This window comes from Deltaproteobacteria bacterium (genome assembly GCA_016709225.1).
GTDB lineage: Bacteria > Myxococcota_A > Polyangia > Nannocystales > Nannocystaceae > Xiheibacterium > Xiheibacterium phototrophicum.
Genome location: JADJEE010000001.1, coordinates 471,048 through 486,657 on the forward strand (window position 1 = coordinate 471,048; position 15,610 = coordinate 486,657).

The window sequence follows — 15,610 nt, forward strand, 5'->3', positions numbered from 1 at the left end:
GCTGCGTCTCGCACCTGGGTGAGGTTCCCGACTGGATCGTAGCTGTAGTGGAGGTCCTGCAGCGAGTTTCCACCGCCGTGGCTCTGCAGGCGCAGCAGTCGCTCGGTCACGGGGTCGTAGGTGAAGCTCGTCCGCGCGGCGTGCTCGCCGTGCCGGACGCTGCGCGGCCGGCCGAGGTGATCGAAGTCCTCGGCCTCGTAGACGCGCTCGTGGGTGCCGGCGGCGGTCTCGCGATCGATGCGCTCGAGCAGGCCGTCGTCGGTGTAGCTGCTGCGGTGGGTCAACATCGCGTTCGACCAGCACCTGCAGCAGAAGCTCCGCGCCGCGATCGCCACGCCCCGCAGTCGCGCTCGCCTCCGTCAACGTCTCGCGATCGAGCATCGTCTCGCTCACCACGCTCGCAAGCAGGGCACCCGAGCGCGCTACCTCGGCCTCCGCAAGAACCTCTTCGACCTGTCCACGAAAACGGGGCAAGGCCAGACTCCCCACAGTCCTGCGGACGAAGTCGCCGCCATCGGGTGCAAGTGGACGCCTCCCCCGTTGATTCTTGCCCGTGTCGGCGGGCCCGAGCACGCGCGAGCACCGGCGTGCAAGCGCCGCACGCTCACGTGCCGCGCTCCGTCCCGACGCCTTCCCATCCACGCGCTACGCTGTAGTAGACAACCTGATGAGTCGGGCCCAACGCTTCGCGAAGCGCATGCCACAGCTCGCGTCCATCGCGGTCGAAGTCCTCTTCCTCTGCGGGCGATGAGAATCCCGACGACACCGGGTCTGCTCGATCATACGTCGCCTCGTAGCGCGCGGCCCAGGCCCGTATCCGCGCCACAAGCGTCGCCGAAATCGGGAGCTCCTGCGGATCAAAGTTCCGTAGCCCGTCGCTCTCCGGCGCCCACAACGGATGGCACTCGTACTCGGCGTGAAGTCGTATCTGCATGCGTCTGTCCCTCAACGCGCCGCGGGATTTGCCCCCACGATGAAGCCGTTGTCCCCGACCGTAATGGCGACTCGTTGCTGAACGCCCTTGAAGGTGAACTCGTAGATGGGGCGGCTGCCTTGCATGCCTACCTGCGTACCGCTGCGCAACGCGGTGAACAACGCCTCGGGAATCTCCGTCTCGGCGATGCCGCGTGCTGCAAAGTCCGCGCCATGCTCTCCGACGATGTGTTGGAGACCCGCTTTCGACGTTCCCTTCTCCAAGAACATGATGCGGCCGCCGATCTTCTCGACCACGAGAACTTCGGACGGGTTGTGCTTCACGCCCGCGGCGGCGAGTTCACGCAGCAGCCCTCCCCCCTCTGCGGCAAGGAGCGCCCCGTCGCCGATCACGATCCGCGCCGGAGGCCGTGGCCGCAAGGCGGCGATGCCTGCGATGTCGAGCAACCCGAACACCGCGAGGAGGCCGAAGTGCAGCGCCTCGCCAGGCTCGCCGAACATCGCGTGCTGGATCGCGAGGTCGCCGTTGCGTGGGAGGTTGAGAATCGATGAGCCGATGCTGTCGCCGAGGGCGAAGAGCGCCAGGGCCGGAGCCTCGATGCTGGCGATCTCTCGTTCGAGCCACGGCGCCGAGCGATCGAAGGCGGTGGCGACCGCCTTGTCGTGCTTCTCGGTGAAGTAGCCGCCGAGCGCGGGGTACAGCTCCTCGATCGTGGGGGCATGCCGCTTCGCCTGCGCCTCGATGAACTGCGCGGCGGCGATCTCCATCGTCCAGTCCCACGCGAGCTGCTCGTTGTTCGCCCGCTGGGCCTCCTGGTATCGCTCGCGCACGTCGGCGGCGGTCTCGTCCCACGTGCGCGCGCGAAGAGGCGCGCCGTTCTCGTCGTGCAGGTCGAGCACGAGCTCCTCCGAGGCACCGGCGCCCACGAGCACCGGAATGTCCTCGGTTCGCGCGCCGTCGCGGTCTCGGCTCCCGGTCGGGCTTCCGCGGCAGTACGCATACCGGTTCACGCCGTCGGAGAGCCCCGTCGGATCGGCTGAAGTCCACCGCCCCAACCACGCCGCGTAGTACCTCGCCCCGTGCTGCGCGAGCCCGGTCTCCTCGTCGCGCTCCATGCCGGTATACCGATACCGACTCGCCGCCGCATCGAGCCCGCTCCGCATCGCGCGGTAGCTCGAGGTTCCGTACGAATGAAACTCCTCGTACGCGATCACCTGCCCGTCGGGATCCATCTCGAGCTTCACGCTCCCGAGATGATCCGCCAGCGCATACCGCCGCAGCGCGACGGGCTTCGCGATCGTGTTCCCGTCCGCGACGAGCTTGATGTCGACCTGCAGCGCACCACCGACGTGCTCGGTCAGCGTCCGCTCGACGACCACACCGGCGCGCCGCTTCGTGTACAGCTCCTCGGCACCGAGGTACACGCGGTCCTCGACGACACCCTCACCGCTGCGGACCAGCTTGCGCACGCGCACGCCACCGGCGTACTGCAGCCAGACCTGCTGCGTGCCCCGATGCACGAGCTCGAGCGCATCGTTCTCGTTCCACACCAGCTTCTGCAGATGCGGCATCGCGACCATGTGACCGGCGACGTCATACGCGTACCGCTCGTGCAGTGACTCGGCGGCGTTGCCGGTCGCGCGCAGTCGGTTGCCGTGCTCGGCGTACGCATACTCGCGACGAAACGAGCCCGCGCCAGCGTGGTGCTGCAGCGTGCGCAGGTTGCCGACGGCGTCGTAGCGGTAGCGCTGCACGTACCGCCGCATCGCCTTCGGGTCATTCGGCGAGGTCGCACGCAGCGGCACCACGACCGCGTCGCTCGTCCGCGGCGTACGGCCGTTGGCGGCCTGGCCCTCGTGCTCGCGACCGCTGGCCTCGACCAAGCGGTACAGCGCGTCGTAGCGGTAGTCGTTGACCGCTTCGAGCGCCGCGTTGTCGCGGTACACGATCGCTTGCGCTGCGTCTCGCACCTGGGTGAGGTTCCCGACTGGATCGTAGCTGTAGTGGAGGTCCTGCAGCGAGTGCCCACCGCCGTGGCTCTGCAGGCGCAGCAGTCGCTCGGTCACGGGGTCGTAGGTGAAGCTCGTCCGCGCGGCGTGCTCGCCGTGCCGGACGCTGCGCGGCCGGCCGAGGTGATCGAAGTCCTCGGCCTCGTAGACGCGCTCGTGGGTGCCGGCGGCCGTCTCGCGATCGATGCGCTCGAGCAGGCCGTCGTCGGTGTAGCTGCTGCGGTGCGTCGAGCCCGACATCGGCAGCCGCGTCTGCACGACGCGACCCTGCGCGTCGTAGCGCGTCGTCGTCACGTACGCGGTGTCCTCGAGCCGGCCGACCATCGCCACGAGTTCGTCGATCTCCGCCAGCGCGACCGCGCCGCCCAGCGACGACCAGTCCATCCGCGCCCGCGGGGCCACGCCGTCGTTCTGCGCCATCGTCAGCATGCGCGGCAGGTCGAGCACCCGCCGCGAGACCTTCGTTGCGTGACCGTCGAGGTCGTAGGCCTCGATCCGCGTCTCGCCGCCGCCGTCGTAGACGCGCACGAGTCGCCCGCGCTGTCGCACGCCGCCGGCGGCGTCTTGATTCACGCCGTCGCCCCACACGCGCTTGGTCAGCAGCACCTCGCCCTGGCCAGCGGGGCTGACCCACTCTTCGATGGGCCGGCGCAGCACGTCATACACGACGAAGAACTTGTTGCCGCGGGCATCGACCGCACGCAGCGGCGCACCGACGACGTCGGCGAGCCCGCGCGACTCACCGGCGTCGACCGACACCGTCCGCAGCACCTGACCGAGCATCCCATGCTCGCGCCGCTCGGCCACGTTGCCGCGCGCATCGATCACCTCGCGCACGTTGCCGGCGATGTCGAGGTCCTGCCGGGTCGCGAGCAGCACGTCGTTGCCGTCCTCGTCGCGATGGCGGGTGAACACCGCGACCGGCCGGCCCAGCACGTCGAGTCGCGTGGTGGTCGGCGTGTTCGCGTGGGCGACGGCGCCCGCCGCCGCAGCTTGCTGCGCGGGCGTGCCCTCGCGATTTGCCGCGAGCCACTCGCTGTCGAGCACGGTGTCGTTGCGATCGAACGCGGTCGTTTCCCACGCATCGAACTCGGTGCGCGTGTGCGTGCCGTCGGGCGCATCGACGCGGACACAACGACCGAGCCCGTCGTAGTGCAGCCGCGCCACGAGTTGTGACGCGCTCGGATCGAAGCCGGCACCGCCCGCGATGAACGGCGCGTACTCGAGCACCGGCAGCCCCTTGTTGTTGACCACCGTGCGGCCCGACGCGCGGAACTTGCCGCCGGCGGTCCGTACCTTCTCCTGCAGCACACCGCCGGCGCCGTCGAGGTAGGTCACGCCCAGCGACACGCGCAGCTGCTGGCGGCCGTACTCGATCTTCACCGCGCGCGTGACCGAGCGCGGTCCGCCGCCGCGCACGAACGCATCATCGTCGTAGGTGAAGAGCGCCGTCGGGCTCTCCTCGACGTCGCCCTCGCTGCCGATGTCGCTCGCACGCAGCGGCTTGCCGTCGTCGCTCGGCTCGATTTCCTTGCCCGAGGGGTCGCCGCGGCGCATCTCCGAGGTCACGCGGCCGAGGCCGTCGAAGTGACGAATCGTGGCGGATCCGTTGGGATCGAAGCTGCCGCGCGCGCCGAAGCTGCGGTACTCGTACGCGACGCTCGACATCAGGCGCGTGCCCTCGGCGGGTACCGTCACCTGTCGGACCACCAGGTAGTGATCGCGGTCGTAGGCGATCCACTGCGTCATGTTGCCGAACGGATCGATGGTCGCGACCGGCTGGTAGAACGCGTCGGCCGAGAACACCGTGCGCGCAGACGGCACCCACCAGCCGCCGTCTTCCTCGAGATAGCCACCCGCGGCGAGCACGCCCTCCGCGACGTCGCCGCGGGACGCCACCATCATCGGTGCGAGGATCTCCGCGGCGTGCTCCTTGGTGAACGCCATCGCCAGCGACTTCGCCGGCAACGCGCGCTTGCCGACCACGCCGAGCGGGGCCTTGTGCGCGAGCGCGTCGTCGTAGAAGTAGGCCCGCGACTTCGAGAGCAGCCGGCGCTCGTGCCCACCCGAGGGCGCCTGCGCGAACGGGATCTCGGCGCCGCCGCTGCCGGCCGCCTTCAGTGCGGCGAGTGACATCGGCGCTCGCGGATCGCCGGGCTTGCCGTGGACCTCGAACGATCGCGACTCGACCACCGTGCCGAGCCGATGCACGTCGGCCCCTTGCTGATGCACCAGCTGCACCTCGGCGACCACGAACGCGGTGCGCAGCTGCGGGTCGTCGGTGGCCATCGTCGGCGTCGCGGCCTCGGGGCGCGGCTCGGGCTCGGGCGCCGGCACCAGGCCCGCGCCGTCGACCGGCGACACGCTGCCGCTGGCGGCCTCGACGTCGGCGCGCTGCGTGACGCGCGAGACCCACGTGGCGTACGCCGGATCGTCGGGCGACAGGAACGTCTCGGGCGCCGGCGGATCGACGGCGTCGCGGAAGAAGAAGAGCTCGGTGCGACGGTTGATCGCCGACGCGACACCATCGGCGGTGGCCTCGGCGGGGAACGACTCGCCGGCTCCGATCGCATGCACGGGCAGCGTCGCCGCAATCGGTGGACCCGCACGATCCATGTACCGCTGCACCAACGCGCGCCGGGTGTCCGGGCCCATCGCACCGCCTTCATCGAGGCCGTCGACGCTGCGCTGGAATCCGCCGAGGTCGCCGCCGAAGCCGACGGCCTCGAGCATCAGCGCGTCTTCGTGTGCGCCCCAGCGGATCGACGCCGGCATCGACGGGTCGTACAGCAGCAGCCAGCCGTCGACGTCGTGGCGCAGGAACTCGACCACGCGACGGGCACGCTGCAGCGAGATGCCGAGGTTGTCATCCGTCGCACCGACGCGATCGGTGTGACCCACCACGAGCACCTCGCCGCCGGATCCCGCGGCGGCCTGCGCGGCGAACTGGGCCTTGAGCACCACCAGGCCCGCGATCGCGCCCGGCAACACGAAGCTCTTGTCGGTGTCGAACGCGAAGCCGACCAGGCGCAGCAGCACGCTGCCGGGCGTGCCGGGATCGGGCTTCGGCGGCGGCGGTGGTACCACCGGCGGCTCGGGTGCCGCGGCGCGCCGCGGATACGCGACCGTGGCGGTGCGCGTGGCGAAGCCGAGCTCGTCGGTCTCGAGCACCGCCGTCTGCACCAACCTCGGATCGGGTGTGCTCTGGCGCTCGTACGTATACGTCAGCGACTGCTCGGCGAGCGGCAGCATCACGCCGTGGTGCTCGCCGCCCTTGGCCTGGATCGCGCGCACCGACCACCCGTGGGTGGTCGTCACCAGCGGTCGCTTCGCAGCGTCGACATCGCCGCCGGGCCCCGGCGCATCGCCGTAGCTCTCGCTGCGCAGCGTCACGCCCCGCAGCGCGCGTGCGGCCTCGCGGCGATCGTCTTCGCCGAACGCCGACAGGTCCGGCGGCGGCAGGACCTTCGCCTGGGCATCGAAGCGATCGTACTCGTCGGACAGATCGAGCTCCGATCCGTTCCAGAACCACGTGCGCGCGCGCAGGGCGGGCAGGGTGTGCGTGGGGTCGTCGGTCTGGAACGCGCTCGAGCGCGCCCCGGTGCCGCCGACGTTCTCCTCATCGATCTGCTCGACGAAGCCGAAGCCCCGGAACTCGCGCTCGGGTCCGTCGAAGTGGCCGTGGGCGTAGCGGTACGACGACGAGAATCGACTGCCGCGCACGAGGTCCTCGACGACGACGCCGTCGACGACCGTCACCGTGATCGGCAGTCGCGTGCGCCACGGCGTGCCGGCAGCGCTGGCCCGCATCGCGTGGGCGGTGCTGGTGCCGTAGCGGATCGTCGTGCGCAGGCCCGTGCCACCGTCGTCGCGCACCAGCAGGCCCGGGCGCTCGGCCATGAAGTCGACGATCGTGATGGTCGGTGCGTGCTCCTTCTTCGCCCACGCGAACGAACCGGTCGCCAACGCGTCGATGCGCGTCAGCGACGACAGCCCGAGCTCTGCCAGCGGTGGGGTCGGGACCGACGGCCCGGGCACCAGGCGATTGCCCGAGAGGTTGCGATACAGCCGACCGCCGCCGGCGCGATCGAGGATCAACAGATCGGACGGTCCGAAGGTGTCGATGTCGAGCACCCGCACCTGCCGCGGATCGACCGGCCCGCCCGCGCCCGCGCCGATCACCACCTTGCCGCCGAAGCGACCGCGACCGAGGTTGGGCCAGTACGCGATCTCGTCGCTGCGCACGCGCACGATGTCGGGCAAGCCGTCGCCGGTCATGTCGGCGACGACGATCGCCTCGGTGACGGGCGTGCCGTCGGGCACCAGGTCGCGCTCGGCATCGAAGAGCACCGGGCCCGGGCCGTTGGCCTCGTCGCCGTCGTGGGCGATCTCCGGCTGCTGCTCCCAGCCATCGTTCGGCTGCGCGCCCATGCGGCGCCACCAGGTGTACGCGCCGTCGCGCGCGACGAGCACGTCGCACAGCCCGTCGCCGTCGAGATCCATCAGATAGATCCGGTGCTGCTCGGCGTAGCCGTCCTTGCCGACCGGCGGGGTCTTGCTCGCTGCGATCTGTGCACCGGGCTGCCACGTCACGCCGTCGTCGGCGCGCGCGAACACGGTGCCGTCGGTGGGTCCGAACTCGACCAGCGCCGGCTGACCGGTGCCCGTCACGTCGAGCCAGCGCTGCAGGTGGGCGGCGGGATCGGGCGACGGCGATGCACCAAACGCGATCGCTTCGGCCGGCGCGAACGTGCCGGGAGCATCGCCGGCGGCGCGATACATGAACCGTCCGCCCTCGCGCGTGAGCAGGCCGGTGCGACCGTTGCCGTCGAGATCGAATAGCTCGGCGTCGACGCGCGCAGGCGAGAGATCGAGCTCGCCGAGCGTCGCCGCATCGACGGTGCGGGTCGTCGGCGTCATCGTGCGCGGCGTGTACGTGAAGCGTCGCGGCGGCAGGGTGTTGGTCTGCGCTTCGCCGTAGCCGACGAGCGTCGCCGAGACCAGGAAGCTCGCCGCGGGGTCTTCGTCGTGGCCGAGCTCGAGCGCGCGCACCAGCACGGGCGCGGGGCCGAGCTGCGCGAAGCGGTGGAACACCAGCACGCGTCGGCACAGCCGGCGCGTGCGGATCTCGAAGCCCGCACGCGCGCCGCTGAAGGCATCGGGGCGCACCGGCCAGCCGTGGTCGTCGTCGACCCCGGCGTCGCCACCCTTCGCGTGCTCGCCGTGATCGAACACCACCTCGAACATGAACCGCGAACGCGCGCCGTCGTCGTCGAGCGAGGCGAGGGCGATCGGCGCGTCGCCGGGTACGTCGCGGTTGCCGTAGAGGATCCGCTTGAGATAGCGCTGCGGCTGCTCGCCGCCGCAGCGCGCACGCTCGGCGGGATCCGTGACGTCGACGTGGGTGAGATCCTCGGCCTTGTAGCGATACACGATCACGTTGCCGCGATCGTCGCGCTGCTCCTGCAGCAACCACTGGAACACGTGGGTCGGATCGTCGGGGTCGGCGACGCTCGACTCGGGCTCGAGGCCGAAGATCGACTGCACGTTGTCGGCCGTGCGCACGACGAAGTGCGAGCGACCGCCGAGCACGTGGCGCTCGATCCGTGCGAAGCCGCCTTCGGTCCGCGCGCGGTAGGCGATCACCGCAGCGCCGGTGGCCGCGTCGACGCCGGTGCCGATCTTCACCAGCTCGTCGGCGTCGGAGAACTGGAACACGTCACTCTCCGCGTCGTCGTCGTACTCCGGCAGGCCGCGGCCGTGCTCGCGCAGGATCGCCTTGCTCGACGTGCGCGTGAAGTAGGGCACCGGCCCGCGCCACCCCCAGCCGAACGGCCCGTTGCCGCCCGCGGTCGTGTACGTGATCGCGACCTGCGGCGTGAGCCCGCGTGCGACCGGCAGTGGCATGGCGATCGCGACGCTGCCGGCACCGGTCGGCGCGTTGGTCGACCACTTCTCACCGACCTTGGGCAGCGCCATCCCGGCGGTCGCCTTGCCGGCTTCGGGCACGACGGCACCCGGCGCCTCACCGCCGGGCACGAACGTGACGATCTCGTGCCGCTTGCCCGGCTGCAGCTCGAACCGGCCCAGGTTGCCGTCGGGCATCAGCCGCGCATCGATGCGCACGTCGAAGCCTGGGCGGGGCTCGGTCATCGCTCGTCGTCCAGGCTGCCTGCGCGGACCTGCGTCACGTCGAGCTCCACGCGCGCGCGCACGCGAATCGGCGCGTAGTGGATGGGCTTCGCCGATGGCTGCCCACGCAGGTCGCCGCGGCGATCGTCGGCGTCGATCGTGCAGACGAAGCGGCCGGCGAGGGGATGGAAGTCTTGGTCGACCACGATGAAGGCGACGAAGGTCGTGTCCTGCTCGGTCGGCACCGGATCACGGATCAGCGTGTGCAGCGGCAGCGCGGGTTCGTCGAAGGCCGACGCTCGGTGCTCCCAGCGCCCACCGACGGCACGCGGGATCGCTCGCAGCTCGAACAGGCCGCGCGCGATGGCGTCAGCCGTGAGCTCGACGAGCAGCTCGACCTCATCGCCCTCGGAAACGTCGTCGTCGCAGCGCCAGCCGGGCGCGACGCGTTGCGCGACGAAGCGCCGGAGCAGCGCGCGATTGCTGGCGCTGCTGGCCACGAGGCGTGCGAGGGTGTCGACGTACCCGCGGCGCTGCGCGAGCTCGGGCGCGCGACCCGGCGTCCGCTCGACCAACTCCCAGTCGGCCTCGAACCCCCAGAGCAGCAGCTGGGACATCACCGTCACCTCGTGGAATCGTCGCCGTCGTGGTCGGTGCACAGCGTGCCGTCGATGCGGAGGCACGGCAAGCTGTCCGTCGGGGTCAGGTCGGCTCGTTGCGCAACGATCGATCGGGCAGGGGGCGGCGCCCTGGAGCTCCACGACGGAGGGTCTACGGCGTCACCACCGGCCCGCGATCGAGTCGCGAGAGGTGGCGCTCGCCGAGCAGGAATGCCTGCGTCAGCCACACCGCCCGCGAGGCGTCGCGCACCGCCATCGCCCAGTCGTACTCGGCGGGGTGCAGCAGCTTCATCGGCAGGATCCACACCGGGTCGCCGTGATCGCGGGCGAGCACCGCGTGGGCGCCGAGGGTCTCGCCCGAGAACGGGATGCCGACCAACGTGCCGTGCACGCCGTGGTGACTGCGCCAGGCCTCGAGGCCGGGGACCGGCATGACGCCCAGCGTGAGGCACTGGTGATGCCGCAGTCGTGCGCGCAGATCGAAGCGCTGCGTCACCAACCAGTTGCTCGCGGCCCACAACAGCGGCGCCACCCAGGCGGGCACCGGCGCGTTGGCGTCGCCCGACACGGGCGCTTCGATCGCGAGCTCGATCCAGTAGCGGAAGTTCGGCAGCTCGACGTGCAGGCTGGGGTCCCACGCGTCGGAGAGGCCGTCGGTGACGACGAGCACGGTGGCGCCGCGATGCACCACGCGCAGGCGACCGAGCGGCTGGGCTGGCCACGGCACCAGCTCGATGTTGCCGGCCTCGCCGGTGCGACGGCCGGCGAGCCGACCGATGGGTCGCTCGTCGAGGGCGCCCAGCCGCGCGAGCGAGGCCAGGCGCTGGTCGGGCAGGGGCGGCGGCGGACCAAAGCTGCCTTCGTGGACGGACAACGACGTCGGGCTCCGACGACGATGGTACGGCGGGGGCCGCGACCCGTCACGAAGCCCCGTGATTCCGTGGAGATCCGAGCAATCCTGCGTGGCGGCAACCCAAGCCGGACGCTCGCGCATAGGGACCTCCGCCGCGCCCTTGCGGCCGCGAAGGACCCCACCATGATCGCCCTCCTGCTTCGCTTGCCCGCGCTCGTCTCGCTGTTCGCCGCGCCGCCCCCGGCGGTGGTGGCCGCGCCGGGTACCGTGACCACCACGACCACGCAGCAGACCGTCGTGGTAGGCGACGACGACGACGACGACGACGACGACGCGCACCACCACGGGCGCTCGCAGACATGGTTCGGCTTGCTCGCGGGCGCCGTCGCGACGCCCGTGTCGCCGAGCGGCCGGTTCCGTCCCGGCTCGAAGGTCGAGGGCAACGCCATGCGCGCGTGCCTCGATCCGATCGGTGCGCGGCAGTGCAGCGCGCTGCGGGGCTTCGACGTGCGCCTGCAGTTCTATCGCACGAAGGATGCGTGGGACTATCCGACCTGGGTCGGCTACTTCCGCACCGGCTACGGGGCCGGGCGCGCCGACTTCGACCCCGCCCACGCCGAGGGCTTCGGACGCGGCGAGGCGCGCTCGCTGGCGTATGTCGCGGTGCCGCTGTTCTTCGGCGGCAGTCTCTACGCGTTCCGCCACTTTCCCGTGCGACCCTACGTCGGCGCGGGCGCGGGCTTCGACGTGATGCGACTGCGCTACACCCGGCACCAGTCGCGCGCGTTGGTCGACGCGAGTGCACGCATCGGCTTCGAGCTGCACGCGGGCCTCGAGGCGCGCATCTCCAACGTGGTGGCACTGACCGCCGAGGTCCAGCAGCTGTGGAGTGCGCGGCGGCGCCTGAGCGGCGTGCCCGACGTCTCGAACACCGGGCTCACGGTGATGGCCGGCGTGGCGATCAGCATCCCCAGCCGCTCGCGGCACGGTCGCGGCCACGCGCACGTGCGCCGCACGACGACGGTGACGCGGCAGACCCCGTCCGCGCCTGCGCCGACGGCTGCGCCCGCAACGACGACTGCGCCTGTACCGACGGCTGCGCCTGTACCGACGACTGCGCCCGCACCCGCGATCGCGCCCGCACCGACGGCCGCGGCGGCCCCGGCACCCGCGAGCCCCATGCCCGCCGCCGAGGCGCCCGCGGCCGCACCCGCTGCGATCGCGCCGGCCCCGACCGCGCTCGCGCCTGCGCCCGAGGTGGGCCCGCAATGATCCATCGCGCGCCGCCACGCCCCGCGATGTTCCGCGCGGCCCCTCGCTCGCCCGCTTTGCGAGCATGATGACGCCGGTGCAGCCGCCGCACGACAGCACGCGGACCGAAGCCCCCTGCGGGTGGAGCCACGCGTTGTTGGCGGGCTTTCGCGCCGGCGAACCCCAGGCCCTGCGCGAGGTCTATCGCATGCACGTCCGCGACATCACTGGCCTGCTGCGTCACGGCTTCGGCTTCACGGCCGCGGGCCGCTCGCATCGCTTCGTCGGGCTGCAGCAGGCCTTCGAGCTCCACGACGCGCTGCACGAGACCTTCGTGCGGGCGTTCGAGCCCGCCGCGCGCCAGGGCTTCGACGGCATCCGGCCGTACGGGCCCTACCTGCGGACCATCGCGCGCAACGTGGTGCTGCGCAGCTTTCGAAAGCACCGCGAGATGTTCCCAGTGCAGGACGACGCGGGCCACGACGAAGGCCTCGGGGTGGTGCTCGAGTCGGACGCGCCGAGCCCCGAGCAGAGCGCGCTCGAGCGCGAGCTGCAGGCGGTCGTGCGCGAGTTCCTCGCGCAGGTCGGTGCCGACGATCGAGCGCTGCTGCAGGCGCGCTTCGTCGACGGCCTCTCGCAGCGCGATGCCGCCGACGCGCTGGGCCTGGGGCGACAGCAGGTGCGCGCGCGCGAGGCTCGGCTGCGCGAGGCGCTGTTGGTGTGGCTGCGCAGCAAGGACGGCGGTCAGCCCTTCGAGCTGCTGGGCGCGCTGCCGGTGACGCTGGCGGGGCTGCTCGCGGAGGCACTGCGATGAGGTGGATCGCCGGGCGTTGGCGACGCTGGCGACGGCCGGCGATCGAGCGCGCCGCACTGGGTGAGCTCGGCGCACGCGATGTGCAGCGGTTGTTTGGTCGCCTGCGCGACGAGCCGGGCCTGCGGCGGGCGTTCGATCGCAGCATGCTCGCGATGCGCGTGCTCGAGCACGCCGAGGTCGCACAGGCCGAGATCGATCTGGTCGAGCAGTGGCTGACCGCCGACGGCGTACTCGGCCCGGCGGCGGCGCCCCGGCAGCGCGCGTGGCCGCTGGCGTTGGCCGCCACGATGGCCGCCGCTGCGGCGGTGTGGCTGCTGCGACCGCCGGCGCCGCCGCAGCCCGCCGACGGCTTCGGCGTGAAGGGTGGGGCAGACACGCGCCCCTTGGGTCTGCAGCTGCTGTGCGACGATCACCGTCGCGTGCCGCCCTCGGTCGACGATCGCGGGGGCCACTGCCCGCTCGGCGGCACCTTGGCGTTCGCGATCCGCGTCGCCGGCACGCACCGCGGCGGCGAGGTGCTGGTGGTGTTCGGCGTCGATGATCGCGGCGATGTGCAGTACTACCTGCCCACGCCCGACGAGCCCGCCGAGGTGGTGTCGTGGCCGCGCGACGCGTGGCAGCCGCTGACGCGCGCGGTCACGCTATCGGTGAACCACCACGCCGGCGTCGTGCGCGTGTACGCAGCGCTGCTCCCGAGCGCGCCGAGCCTCGCAGCGATCGACGAGGCCGCCGCCGCGCTCGCGCGCTCGTCTGCGACCGGAGAAGATCGGCCGTGGTCCGAGCGTCTGCCGCCCGACGCGACGTTGCTGCGCGGCTGCGATGCCTGGCGCTGCGCGTTCGCGACGTCCGAACTCGTGATCGACGGAGAACCCCGATGAATCGCAAGCTGACCCGGTGGCTGATCTCGGCGGCGCTGGCGTGCCCCATGCTGGCGCCGGTGGCTGCACACGCGGCCGGCGAGCCGACCACGGCCGCGGCCGCGGTGCCGCCGGTCGAGCCCGCTGCGGTGCGGCGCTTCGCGCTGGTGGTCGGCAGCAACCACGCCCTCGATCGCCGGCAGAGCCAGCTGCGCTACGCCGACGACGACGCCGCCAAGCTGGCCGACGCGCTGCGTCAGGCCGAGGTCGACGTGACGCTGCTGGTGCGGCTCGATCACGAGTCACAGGCGCGCAACCCCGAACTCGCCGGCACCACCGCCGCGCCGACCCGCGCGAACCTCCACGCGCAGTGGCAAGGCCTGCGCGATCGCATGTCCGCGGCCAAGGCCGACGGGCATCCGGTCGAGCTGCTGTTCTTCTACAGCGGCCACGGCGACGTCGGGCCCGACGGTCAGGGCTATCTCACGCTCGACGACGGCAAGCTCACCCGCGCCGATCTGTTCGGCACGCTGCTCGCCACCTCGCCGGCGCAATTCAACCACGTGCTGATCGACGCCTGTCGCAGCGAGCAGTTCGTGCTCTCGCGCGGGCGTGGTCGCTGGCGGGGCGACCAGGCGGACGGTAGCTACGGCGAGGCGGTCAAGCGCTACCTCGATACCCACCACTTGGGCGCGTTCCCCAACACCGGCGTGATCCTGGCCCACTCGGTCGATCAGCAGACCCACGAGTGGGAGCGCTACCACGGCGGTATCTTCACCCACGAGCTGGTCTCGGGCCTGCGCGGCGGCGCCGATCTGAACGGTGACGGTCACATCGAGTACAGCGAGCTCGGCGCGTTCGTGTCGGCGGCCAACAGCTCGGTCGATGATCCGCGCGCGCGCCTACAGGTGGTGGTGCGGCCGCCCGCCGACGACGAGCGTCACGCAATGCTGGTGCACCGCGACCTCATGGGCAGCCGCATGTTGCTGCTCACGGGCGACGGCGCCGATCTCTGGACCCTCGAAGACGACCACGGCATCCGCATCGCCGACGTGCGACGCAGCGGTGAACGCCCCGGCTACCTGCGGCTGCCCGAAGGTGACATCTTCGTCGCGCGCGAGCGGCCCGGCGACGACGGGACCGTCCACGAGGAGGGCCGCATCGCGGCCTCGCAGTCCGGCATCATCCTGGCGTCGATGCTCGAGTTCGGCGCGCCGACCCGTCAGGGGCGCGGTGCGATCGACGAGTCGCTGCGCGCGGGCCTGTTCGCGACCCCGTTCGGCCCCGGGTACTACGCCGGCTTCGTCGATCGCACGGGCTTGTTGCCGGTGCGCGAGAGCGACGTGCCGCCGGTGTGGGCGACCGCGCTGGCGCCCGCCCAGCCGCCGGCCGCGTCGCCGGGGACATCGGCGCCGCCGGTGGTCGCGACGGCCGCGCGTCCGCCCGAGGCGGCGAAGTCCGGCGACGAGGACGACGAGCGCGAGCCGTGGGGCAGCATCTCGCTCGGCACCATCGTGACGCCGTTCGCCCAGGGTGCGGCGATCCACACCGACGGGCTCAAGCGCGTCACCGCCAACGGCTTCGGTGGACCGCGGCGTGCCGCGGCCTTCCGCGGCATGGATCTGCGGTGGAACTTCACCTCGCTGCGTGCCCACGATCGCTACCCGCGTTGGGTCGGCTACTTCCGCTCGGGCTATACCGCCGGAGCGGCCGACTTCGTCAGCACCGACACGCGCGCCGGCACGGCGACCTCGCTGTCGTACGTGACGATCCCGCTGTTCGTCGGCGGCAGCTTCTACCCGTTCCACAACTTCCCCCTGCGGCCGTTCATGGGCATGGGCGCCGGGGTCGACATCCTGCGGGTCGACTATGCCCGCCGCGCGTCCAACCGCCTGCGGGATGTCAGCGCGCGCATCGGCTTCGAGCTGCACGCGGGCCTCGAGCTGCGCATCACCAACTACGTGGCGATCACGGCCGAGGTGCAGCAGCTGTGGAGCGCGCGGCGGCGCCTGAAGGGCGTGCCGGATTTCTCCAACGAGGGCTTCACCATCATCACCGGCATTGCAGCCGGCTTCCCGCTGCAGAAGACGAAGCCGAGCCGGGCGCACCAGCGGGGACGGCGTCGCTGACCGCAGGCGGC

General features: G+C 71.7%; 7 protein-coding genes. 4 read left to right on the top strand and 3 right to left on the bottom strand.

Going from position 1 to position 15,610, the window contains the following annotated elements:
• Positions 1–945: 945 nt before the first annotated feature.
• The 3 genes from IPH07_01995 to IPH07_02005 all read right to left on the bottom strand — a co-directional run bounded on the left by IPH07_01995 (position 946) and on the right by IPH07_02005 (position 10,569).
• Positions 946–9,096, bottom strand: a complete 8,151-nt coding sequence (locus tag IPH07_01995) for a hypothetical protein (protein ID MBK6916149.1) — start codon at positions 9,094–9,096, stop codon at positions 946–948.
• Positions 9,093–9,701, bottom strand: coding sequence for a hypothetical protein (locus IPH07_02000; GenBank protein MBK6916150.1), 609 nt, complete (start codon positions 9,699–9,701; stop codon positions 9,093–9,095). The genes IPH07_01995 and IPH07_02000 overlap by 4 nt, the downstream gene beginning before the upstream one ends.
• A gap of 145 nt (positions 9,702–9,846) precedes the next feature.
• Positions 9,847–10,569: a hypothetical protein gene (locus IPH07_02005; GenBank protein ID MBK6916151.1), complete on the bottom strand. Its 723-nt coding sequence runs from the start codon at positions 10,567–10,569 to the stop codon at positions 9,847–9,849.
• Positions 10,570–10,731: 162 nt separating this feature from the next.
• Between IPH07_02005 and IPH07_02010 the strand changes: the two genes are divergently transcribed.
• From IPH07_02010 to IPH07_02025, 4 genes are all read left to right on the top strand, one after another.
• Positions 10,732–11,820 (top strand): hypothetical protein, encoded by a 1,089-nt coding sequence (locus tag IPH07_02010; GenBank protein ID MBK6916152.1) that lies wholly within the window; start codon positions 10,732–10,734, stop codon positions 11,818–11,820.
• Between the two features lie 64 nt (positions 11,821–11,884).
• Complete coding sequence (locus IPH07_02015) at positions 11,885–12,613, top strand: sigma-70 family RNA polymerase sigma factor (GenBank protein ID MBK6916153.1); 729 nt, start codon at positions 11,885–11,887, stop codon at positions 12,611–12,613.
• Positions 12,610–13,491 carry a hypothetical protein gene (locus IPH07_02020; GenBank protein ID MBK6916154.1) on the top strand — a complete coding sequence of 294 codons (882 nt, stop codon included), beginning with the start codon at positions 12,610–12,612 and terminating at the stop codon, positions 13,489–13,491. The genes IPH07_02015 and IPH07_02020 overlap by 4 nt, the downstream gene beginning before the upstream one ends.
• Complete coding sequence (locus IPH07_02025) at positions 13,488–15,599, top strand: caspase family protein (GenBank protein ID MBK6916155.1); 2,112 nt, start codon at positions 13,488–13,490, stop codon at positions 15,597–15,599. Before IPH07_02020 ends, IPH07_02025 begins: the two co-directional genes overlap by 4 nt.
• Positions 15,600–15,610: the final 11 nt, after the last annotated feature.

What these genes read in the sequence shown, in the direction of transcription:
- IPH07_01995 (MBK6916149.1), bottom strand. Translation starts at nt 9,096, where the DNA reads ATGACCGAGCCCCGCCCAGGCTTCGACGTGCGCATCGATGCGCGGCTG.
- IPH07_02010 (MBK6916152.1), top strand. Translation starts at nt 10,732, where the DNA reads ATGATCGCCCTCCTGCTTCGCTTGCCCGCGCTCGTCTCGCTGTTCGCC.
- IPH07_02015 (MBK6916153.1), top strand. Translation starts at nt 11,885, where the DNA reads ATGATGACGCCGGTGCAGCCGCCGCACGACAGCACGCGGACCGAAGCC.
- IPH07_02020 (MBK6916154.1), top strand. Translation starts at nt 12,610, where the DNA reads ATGAGGTGGATCGCCGGGCGTTGGCGACGCTGGCGACGGCCGGCGATC.
- IPH07_02025 (MBK6916155.1), top strand. Translation starts at nt 13,488, where the DNA reads ATGAATCGCAAGCTGACCCGGTGGCTGATCTCGGCGGCGCTGGCGTGC.